This window comes from Cryobacterium sp. M23 (assembly GCF_002929655.1).
GTDB lineage: Bacteria > Actinomycetota > Actinomycetes > Actinomycetales > Microbacteriaceae > Cryobacterium > Cryobacterium sandaracinum.
Window position 1 is genome coordinate 1 of sequence record NZ_PJJV01000028.1, and the last position, 8,917, is coordinate 8,917.

Consider the following 8,917-nt stretch of genomic DNA (forward strand, 5'->3'; position numbering starts at 1 on the left):
CCGAACGCCTCATCAAACTCACACTCGCCGCCTAAAATGAAACCAAGGACCCCGTCCGAAAAGACCGGGTCACCCCAGCCCACGGATGCGGCGTGTCCCGAAAATCTCCGACTTTGCGTCACCCGCGGGGCCCAGCGCAGAACAAAGAACAGCCGGCGGCCGACAGCCGCACCCGCGCCACGCGCCCGCGGGCACCCACACGGCACTCCCCCACAGGCAGCCGGGGCAGGATCTTTTCCCCAGGCCGGCACTCCCTCGGGAGCGGGCCGGGCCCGCGGGCATCCTGAACGAATGCGCAGCGCAGCGACCCTCATCTGCACCCTCGGACACGCCGCCATGACCGACGAGCTGCTCCGGCTCGGCGTCACTCCCCCGCAACTGCGCACGGCCATTGCGCACGGAACCGTCGTGCGCGCCGCGCGGGGCATCTACCTTTGCGCCCACGCCGACCGCGACCAGCGCGATGCCGCCGCGGCCCACGGCCGGATCAGCTGCCTCAGCGCCCTGCGCCGGGCCAACGTCTGGGCCGGAATCGACCGTTCGCTGCACCTGCAGCTGCCCGGGCACGCCACCGGCACTCGGCCCGTGCTCGATCGGGGCGGGCAGCGGATCCGCTACCACTGGGCGCAGCCGCGGTTCCCGGGAACCACCGAGCGATCCTGGCTGGTCTCGCCGATGGAGGCGGTTTGGCAGGCCATCCACTGCCTCGACGAGGAGAACGCGATCGCCTGCCTCGAGTCGGCGGTGCACGAGGGATTCCTCACGATCGCCCAGGTGCGCCAGCTGTGCGCACAGGCGCCGGTCCGGCTGGCGGGAGGCATCCGAGAGCTGGAATTCACCTCGGGCTCCGGCATGGAGACGATCGTGCGGCGTCGGCTGCGGCATGTGGGCTACTCGGTGGTGGCGCAGGTGAAGGTGGCAGGCATCGGCGACGAAGATCTCGTCGTCGAGGACTGCGTCGCCATCGAAACCGACGGCGAGAAATGGCACGGCCCCGACCGTTTCCACGCCGACCGCATTCGCGACCTCAAGACCGAGGCCCTCGGACGCCGGTCGATCCGGCTCACCCAGGACCAGGTGCTCTACGAGTGGGAGACCACGCTCGCCGCCATCGCGCGCGTCGTGACGGATGCCCAGCGCGAGCAGTCCCGCCGCTTCGGCCGCCTCCTCACGCGCCGCGACGACCCCCTCTGATCGGTCGGGCGGGGCCGGCGCGGGTGCTGCGCCGCTCCGCCTCAGGCGTGCTATGAGCGCAGCGGCGCAGCACCCGCGCGGGGCGCATGCTGATGTCGCGGGGCCGGCCCGCCGCAACCGTCGGGCCCACGGACCAGCCCGACCCACGACGAACGTAACTTCGGAAAAAATCGCGACACGCCGCATCCGCCGCCCACGGATGCCGCGTGTCGCCAAAAACTCCGAAGTTACGTCACCCCGCACCCCGCACCCCGAACCCCCGCATCCCGAGCGCCCCGAACCCCCACACGCCAATCGGCCGCCCCCGGAACCCGGGAACGGCCGATCAACAAAAGCATNACACGCCAATCGGCCGCCCCCGGAACCCGGGAACGGCCGATCAACAAAAGCATCAACGAGACACAGGAGCCGAAACCCCTACCAGTGAACCCCATACACCGACGGATGCGTGCGCTTGACCGTCCCCAGCGTCTGCCGGGCGATCTCCAGCTCCTCGTTCGTCGGGATGACGAGCACGGTTACCCGGGAGTTGTCCGTGGAGATCACGCGCGGCGTGCGGGACTTGGCTTCGTTGCGCACGGGGTCGATTTCGATCCCCATGCCCTCGAGTCCGGCCAGGGCGCCCGCGCGCACGATCGGCGAGTTTTCGCCGACGCCCGCGGTGAAGACGATGACGTCCACGGTTCCGAGCTGCGCGTAGTAGTTGCCGACATAGCCTTTGACGCGGTGGAAGTACACGTCGAGGGCAGCCTGGGCGACCGGGTCGCCCGCGACCGCGGCATCCTCCACGTCGCGCATGTCGCCGTTGCCGGCCAGGGCCAGCATGCCGCCGCGGCGGTTGAGCAGGTCGTCGAGCTCGGCGGTGGTCATCCCGGCCCGGCGGCGCAGGTGGAAGATCACGGCCGGGTCGATGTCGCCCGAGCGGGTGCCCATCGCGAGCCCCTGCAGCGGGGTCATGCCCATGGAGGTGTCGATCGATTCGCCGCCGTCGACGGCACACACGGATGCCCCGTTTCCCAGGTGCAGCACGATCGTCTTGAGCTCGGCCAGGGGCCGGTCGAGGTAGGCCGCCACGGCCTCCGAGACGAACTTGTGCGAGGTGCCGTGGAAGCCGTACTTGCGCACGCGGTACCGCGTCGCGACGTCCTTGTCGATCGCGTAGGTGTACGCGGCCGGCGGCAGCGTCTGGTGGAACGCGGTGTCGAACACGGCGACGTGAGGCACGTTCGGGAAGCTGGCGCGGGCGGCACGGATGCCCTGCACGTTGGCCGGGTTGTGCAGCGGAGCGATCTCGGAGAGGTCCTCGATGTTCAGCTCGACCAGGTGGGTGATCTCGGTCGGCTCGAAGAACCGGTTGCCGCCCTGCACCACGCGGTGGCCGACGGCGATCAGGTTCGTCTCGGACAGCTTCGGGCCGTGCTCGGCGAAGGCCTCGATCATCACGGCGAAGCCGGCGGTGTGGTCCATGATCGGCAGGTCGCGCTCGGTGCGGCCGTCCTTCGACGTGCCCGCGGTGTGCCGTGAGTGCCCGATCGGCTCGCCGATGCGCTCGACCAGGCCGCTGGCGAGCTCGGTTTCGATGTCCATGTCGATCAGCTGGTACTTGAATGACGACGATCCGGAGTTGACGACCAGGATGGCGGTCATGCGGACACCGCCGCTGCGGCCGAGGCGGAAGATGCCGCACCAGAAGCCGAAGCTGCCGGGGCGCCGGACTCGGACGCTGCGAGCGTCACGGCCTGGATCGCGGTGATGGCTACGGTGTTGACGATGTCCTGCACTAGTGCTCCTCGGGAAAGGTCATTGATGGGTTTGCGCAGGCCCTGGAGGACGGGGCCGATGGCCACTGCTCCGGCGCTCCGCTGCACGGCCTTGTACGTGTTGTTGCCCGTATTCAGGTCGGGGAAGATGAAGACGGTGGCGCGGCCGGCGACAGCCGAACCGGGCATCTTCGTGGCGGCGACGGCGGCATCCGCTGCCGCGTCGTACTGGATGGGACCCTCGATCAGAAGGTCGGGGCGACGCTCCCGCACGAGGGCGGTGGCGGCCCGCACCTTGTCCACGTCGGCACCCTGCCCGGACTCGCCGGTCGAGTAGCTCAGCATGGCGATGCGCGGCTCGATACCGAACTCGACGGCCGTCTCCGACGCCGAGATGGCGATGTCGGCGAGCTGCTCCGCGGTGGGGTCAGGGTTCACCGCGCAGTCGCCGTAGACGAGCACCTTGTCGGCCAGCGCCATCAGGAACACGCTGGACACGACCGAGACTCCCGGACGCGTCTTGATGATCTGCAGGCTCGGCCGAATGGTGTGCGCCGTGGTGTGCGTCGCCCCGGAGACCATGCCGTCCGCCAGCCCGAGCTGCACCATCATGGTGCCGAAGTAGGACACGTCGGTGACGAGTTCCATGGCCTGCTCGACCGTGACGCCCTTGTGGGCGCGCAGCTTCGCGTACGCCTCCGCGAACTTGCGCCGCAGCACGTCGTCGAAGGGGCTCAGAACCTGCGCCTTGGCGATGTCCAGGCCGAGGCCGATGGCACGCGAGCGCACCTCGAACTCCTCACCGAGAATCGTGATGTCGGCCACATCGCGGGCCAGCAGGGTCGCGGCGGCGCGCAGCACGCGGTCGTCGTCCCCTTCGGGCAGCACGATGCGCTTTTGGTTGGTGCGTGCGCGTTCGAGCAGCATGTACTCGAACATCAGCGGCGTCACCACGTCGGCGCGGCTCACCTTGAGCCGGTCGAGCAGCACGGATGCCTCCACGTGGCCTTCGAAGAGCGCCAGCGCCGTGTCGCGCTTGCGTTGCGAGTCGGCGGCCATCCGTCCGGGCGTGTGCGTGATGCGCAGCGCGGCGTCATAGGAGTTCAGCTCGGTGCTGATGATCGGCACCGAGGCGTCGAGCCCCTCGACGAGCCGCCCGATCTCCTCGGGCAGGGCGAAGCCGCCGACCAGCACGATGCCGGCGATCGACGGGAACGTCGCGGACGAGTTCGCCATCAGAACGGCCAGCAGCACCTGCGGGCGGTCGCTGGGAACCACAACCACGGCGCCCTCGAACAGGCGCGGCAGCACGTTGACCATCGACATGGCCGCCACGACCACGCCGAGCGCCTCCCGGGACAGCAGCGCGGGGTCACCCTTGACGAGCGTGCCGTCGGTGGCCTTGAGGATGCTCTTCATGCTCGGGGCCACGAGGAACGAGTCTTCGGGCAGCGCCCAGACCGGCACCGCGTTGCGTCCGCTGCCGGGCTTCATGTCGGCGTCGACGACGCTCCGCACGGCGTCGATGAGCTCATCGAGCCGAGTCGGATCGGCGCGGTTGACGATCACGCCAAGCAGTGAAACGTGCTCGTCGCGCAGTTCCGCCAGGGTCACGTCGGTCAACTGGCGGATGTCCTCGGCCGTGCGCGGGTCGCTCTGCCCGAGCTGCCGGTCACCCTGGCTGAGCGTGTCGCGCTGGCCGGGACCGACCCGCCCGCCGAGCACCAGCAGCACCGGCACCCCCAGGTTGGCGGCGATGCGCAGGTTGAAGGCGAGCTCGGTGGGACTGCCGACATCCGTGTAATCGGAGCCGATCACGACCACCGCGTCACACTGGGCCTCGACGGCCTTGAAGCGCTGCACGATGCGGCCGAGGGCCGCGTCGGGGTCGAGGTGCACCTCGTCGTAAGTGACGCCGACGCAGTCGTCGTAGGTCAGCGGGGGCTGCACGGTGAGCGCAGACGCACTCGACAGGTGCGAGAGCAGCAGCTCGAGCACGTAGTCGGGGTGGTGCGCCGAGCGGGCCACGGGCCGGAACACACCGACGCGCTGCACCGAACGGAGCAGGGTGTCGAGCACGCCCAGGGCGATGGTGGATTTGCCGGTATTTCCCTCGGCAGAGGTGATGTAGATACTGTCAGCCACGGTTTATACGTTATCTCCGCCGGTGGAGACACCGGCATTGTCGGGGGTCACGCCGACGCCATCGGCGTCCCAGACCCATTCGGTGACGGCGGGGATGTCTTCCCCGAGGTCGCGGGTGTAATTGCGGGCCCGGAGGCGGGCATCCTGCATCTCCTGGCGAAGCAGGGCGGCGCGGGCGCCGAGTCCGGGAACCCGGTCGATGACGTCCATCACCAGGTGGTACCGGTCGAGGTCGTTGAGCATGACCATGTCGAACGGCGTGGTGGTGGTGCCGTTCTCCTTGTAGCCGCGGGCGTGCAGGTTGCCGTGCCCGGTGCGCTTGTAGGTCAGGCGATGGATCAGCCACGGATACCCGTGGTAGGCGAACACGATCGGCTTGTCGGCCGTGAAGATGGCGTCGAACTCGTTGTCGCTGAGGCCGTGCGGGTGGTCCGCCTCGGACTGCAGGCGCATCAGGTCAACGACGTTCACGACGCGCACCGACAGGTCGGGCAGCCATTCCCGCAGGATGGCGGCCGCGGCCAGCACCTCGAGGGTGGGCACCTCGCCGGCGGCGGCCAGCACGACGTCGGGTGAGGTTCCGAACGTCTCGGTTCCGGCCCAGTCGAAGATGCCCAGACCCCGCTTGCAGTGCGCGACGGCCTGGTCCATGGTGAGCCAGTTCGGCGCGGGCTGCTTGCCGGCGACAACCACGTTGACGTAGTCCACGCTGCGCAGGCAGTGGCTGTAGGTGGCGAGCAGCGTGTTCGCGTCGAACGGCAGGTAGACGCGCACGACATCCGCACTCTTGTTGACGACGTGGTCGATGAACCCGGGGTCCTGATGCGAGAACCCGTTGTGATCCTGGCGCCAGACGTGCGAGCTGAGCAGGTAGTTCAGGCTCGAGATGGAGCGGCGCCACGGGATCTCGCGGGTGACCTTGAGCCACTTCGCGTGCTGGTTGAACATCGAGTCGACAATGTGAATGAAGGCCTCGTAGCAGTTGAACACGCCGTGACGGCCGGTGAGCAGGTAGCCCTCCAGCCAGCCCTGGCACTGGTGTTCGCTGAGCATCTCCATCACGCGGCCGGCGCGGGCGAGGTTCGTGTCACCCTCGTGGAATTCCGCGTTCCACTGCTTGTCGGTGGCCGCGTAGACGGCCGGGGCGAGGCGGTTGGAGGCCGTCTCGTCGGGCCCGAAGATGCGGAAATTGTCGGGGTTGTCACGGATGACGTCGGCCAGCCAGGTGCCGAGAACCTTGGTCGCCTCATCGGTGGTGGCGCCCGGGGAAGGGACATCCACCGCGTACTCCCGGAAGTCGGGCAGCTTCAGCGCCCGGCGCAGCAGCCCACCGTTGGAGACCGGGTTCGCGCTCATCCGCAGGTCGCCCACGGGGGCCAGCGACGAAACCTCCGCCACAGGGGCGCCGCTCGCATCGAAGAGTTCGCCCGGCCGGTAGGAGGACAGCCACTCTTCGAGCAGCCGGGTGTGCGCCTCGGTGTCGCGGGCGTTGCTCAGCGGCACCTGGTGCGAACGCCAGGAGTCGACGACCTGCACCCCGTCGATGACGGGCGGGCAGGTCCAGCCCTTGGGCGTGCGCAGGATGATCATCGGCCAGCGCGGACGCTCGGTGTCGCCGGCGAGGGCGCGCGCCTTGATCGCGGCGATCTCGTTGAGCACCTCGTCGAGGGTGAGCGCCATGCGCTGGTGCACGAGGAGGGGATCCTCGCCGTCGAAGCCGCCGGCCACGATGTAGGGCTTGTGGCCGTAGCCGCGCATCAGGTCGAGGAGTTCCTCTTCCGGGATACGGGCGAGCACGGTGGGGTTGGCGATCTTGTACCCGTTAAGGTGCAGGATCGGCAGCACGACGCCATCCTGAAGCGGATCGATGAACTTGTTCGAGTGCCAGCTGGTGGCCAGCGGGCCGGTCTCGGCCTCGCCGTCGCCGACGACCGCGGCGACCAGCAGGTCGGGGTTGTCGAACGCGGCGCCGTAGGCGTGGCTGAGCGCGTAACCGAGCTCGCCGCCCTCGTGGATCGAGCCGGGCGTCTCGGACGAGGCGTGGCTGGGGATGCCGCCGGGGAACGAGAACTGGCGGAACAGGGCCTTGACGCCCTGCTCGCTCTGGTCGACGCCGGAGTAGATCTCGGAGTACGTGCCGTCGAGGTAGGCGTTGGCCACCATCCCGGGGCCACCGTGGCCAGGGCCGGTGACGTAGAGAGTGCTGATCGACCGTTCCTGGATGGCGCGGTTCAGGTGTGCGTAAAGGAAATTGAGCCCCGGGGTGGTTCCCCAATGGCCGAGCAGACGCGGCTTAATGTGGTCCCGCGTGAGCGGCTCACGCAAAAACGGGTTGTCGAGCAGGTAGATCTGCCCTACCGACAGGTAGTTGGCGGCCCGCCACCAGGCATCGACGCTGGCGAGCGCTTCAGCGCAGAGCGGATGCGGTGACCGGTCTGGCCAGAGAAAGGGTGTACCGAATATTTCAGCCATGGTGCCTCCAGGCACTATCGGGGCGGGGGCGTTATCTGCGCCGTCTCATCCTACGAGATGAGGCGAAATCGTTATCATTGCTAACGGCCTGCGGCTGTGGCGGGGCTGTGGCTGGGCTGTGGCTGGGCTGTGGCTGTTTTTCCGGTGCGTGCGGGCATAAAAAAGACTCCTCGCGCACCCACCAGAGCCCGGTTACCCTTGCTACGTTTCCGTCCTGGGGGAGTTGGCCGAGATGGCGCCACGCGAGGAGCCGACCCTTAGTTTAGACGCAAAGCCGGCAAGGCCGAAAACGGGCCGATTCCGAGTCGATTCCGAGTCTGCACCGGGTCTGCACCGGGTCTGCACCGGGTCTGTACCGGGTCTGTACCGGGTCTGTACCGGGCGGCCGGGGCGAGTGTGCACGGAGGCCGCCGAAAACAGGTAAGATTCCCTAGGTCGTTCCTTGAGGGAACGTTCGGCCAGGAGAATTCGCCTAGTGGCCTATGGCGCACGCTTGGAAAGCGTGTTGGGTGAGAGCCCTCGGGGGTTCGAATCCCCCATTCTCCGCCAAATCGTGCTGCAGCACGTGGGCGGGCATTAGTCTCGACGAACTCGACAATCAACTCTCGGGGGTTCGAATCTTCCGCCCCCGCAGGGCTGCTTCCGTGCCCGGATGGGGCTAACTCAGGAGATCCAAGCCGCACGCAAACATCCACCGCCTGATTCCGGGGGCGGGAACCGCAACTGGCCGTGGTTCTCCTGAGTTAGCCACCGACCCGCGTGCATAGCTCCCGCAAAAATCTGCCGGATGTGGCCAATAGAGCCCTGAAACAGCCCCCCGCTGAGAATTGGCAGGAGTTATGCACGAAGCGAGGCTCCGACCGTGCCTGGCATGGGGCCAACTCAGGAGATCCGCGCGGACCGCTCCGCCGTGGCCGCAGACCAGTGCGGAGCAGACTGCGGCCGCCCAAGGATCTCCTGAGTTGGCCACGGGAGTGTCGGGGCAGGTCCGGCGACCACCGGCGAGCACCGGGGGCTAGTCGGCGAGCGGATGCCGCGGCGCACGCGGCACGGGCGGCGGCGGCACCGGCTTCGCGGCCACGACATCGGCGAGCGCGAGGACGACCAGACCGCGTTTGGTCTCAACCATGCACCCTGTGTCGGAGACGGACCGCAAGTAACCCACGGCATCCGTGACCCCGCCCTCGATGCGGGTGCGCACCACGATTCGGGTTCCGAGGGTGGTGCTGGAGACGAATTGGGCGGCGGCGAGGCTCATCCGGCTGAGCCTACTCTTCGAGCCCGAGCCGAGCCCAGCCCAGCCGCGCGGCGCCCGGCCCAGCCGCACCCAGCCGCACCCAGCCGCG

At 68.3% G+C, this 8,917-nt stretch carries 5 protein-coding genes, 1 tRNA gene and 1 other RNA gene; 2 read left to right on the forward strand and 5 right to left on the reverse strand.

Annotated elements, in window-relative coordinates; all coding sequences use genetic code 11:
- Window positions 1–291 precede the first annotated feature (291 nt).
- Window positions 292–1,194 carry a type IV toxin-antitoxin system AbiEi family antitoxin domain-containing protein gene (locus CXY82_RS00400; RefSeq protein WP_104169195.1) on the forward strand — a complete coding sequence of 301 codons (903 nt, stop codon included), beginning with the start codon at window positions 292–294 and terminating at the stop codon, window positions 1,192–1,194.
- Between the two features lie 417 nt (window positions 1,195–1,611).
- Here the strand turns inward: CXY82_RS00400 and CXY82_RS00405 are convergent, their stop codons facing one another.
- From CXY82_RS00405 to ffs, 4 genes are all read right to left on the reverse strand, one after another.
- Window positions 1,612–2,841, reverse strand: a complete 1,230-nt coding sequence (locus CXY82_RS00405) for an acetate/propionate family kinase (RefSeq protein WP_104169196.1) — start codon at window positions 2,839–2,841, stop codon at window positions 1,612–1,614.
- Window positions 2,838–5,099, reverse strand: coding sequence for a phosphate acetyltransferase (pta, locus tag CXY82_RS00410; protein WP_104169197.1), 2,262 nt, complete (start codon window positions 5,097–5,099; stop codon window positions 2,838–2,840). The genes CXY82_RS00405 and pta overlap by 4 nt, the downstream gene beginning before the upstream one ends.
- Window positions 5,100–5,102: 3 nt before the next feature.
- Window positions 5,103–7,571, reverse strand: a complete 2,469-nt coding sequence (locus CXY82_RS00415) for a phosphoketolase (protein ID WP_104169198.1) — start codon at window positions 7,569–7,571, stop codon at window positions 5,103–5,105.
- A 158-nt stretch (window positions 7,572–7,729) separates the two neighbouring features.
- Window positions 7,730–7,826: signal recognition particle sRNA small type (ffs, locus tag CXY82_RS00420), an RNA gene on the reverse strand.
- A gap of 206 nt (window positions 7,827–8,032) precedes the next feature.
- Here ffs and CXY82_RS00425 point away from each other — a divergent pair.
- Window positions 8,033–8,120 (forward strand) — tRNA-Ser (locus CXY82_RS00425).
- A 466-nt stretch (window positions 8,121–8,586) separates the two neighbouring features.
- Here the strand turns inward: CXY82_RS00425 and CXY82_RS00430 are convergent.
- The coding region (locus CXY82_RS00430; RefSeq protein ID WP_233199089.1) for a hypothetical protein at window positions 8,587–8,917 on the reverse strand (331 nt) is incomplete at its 5' end.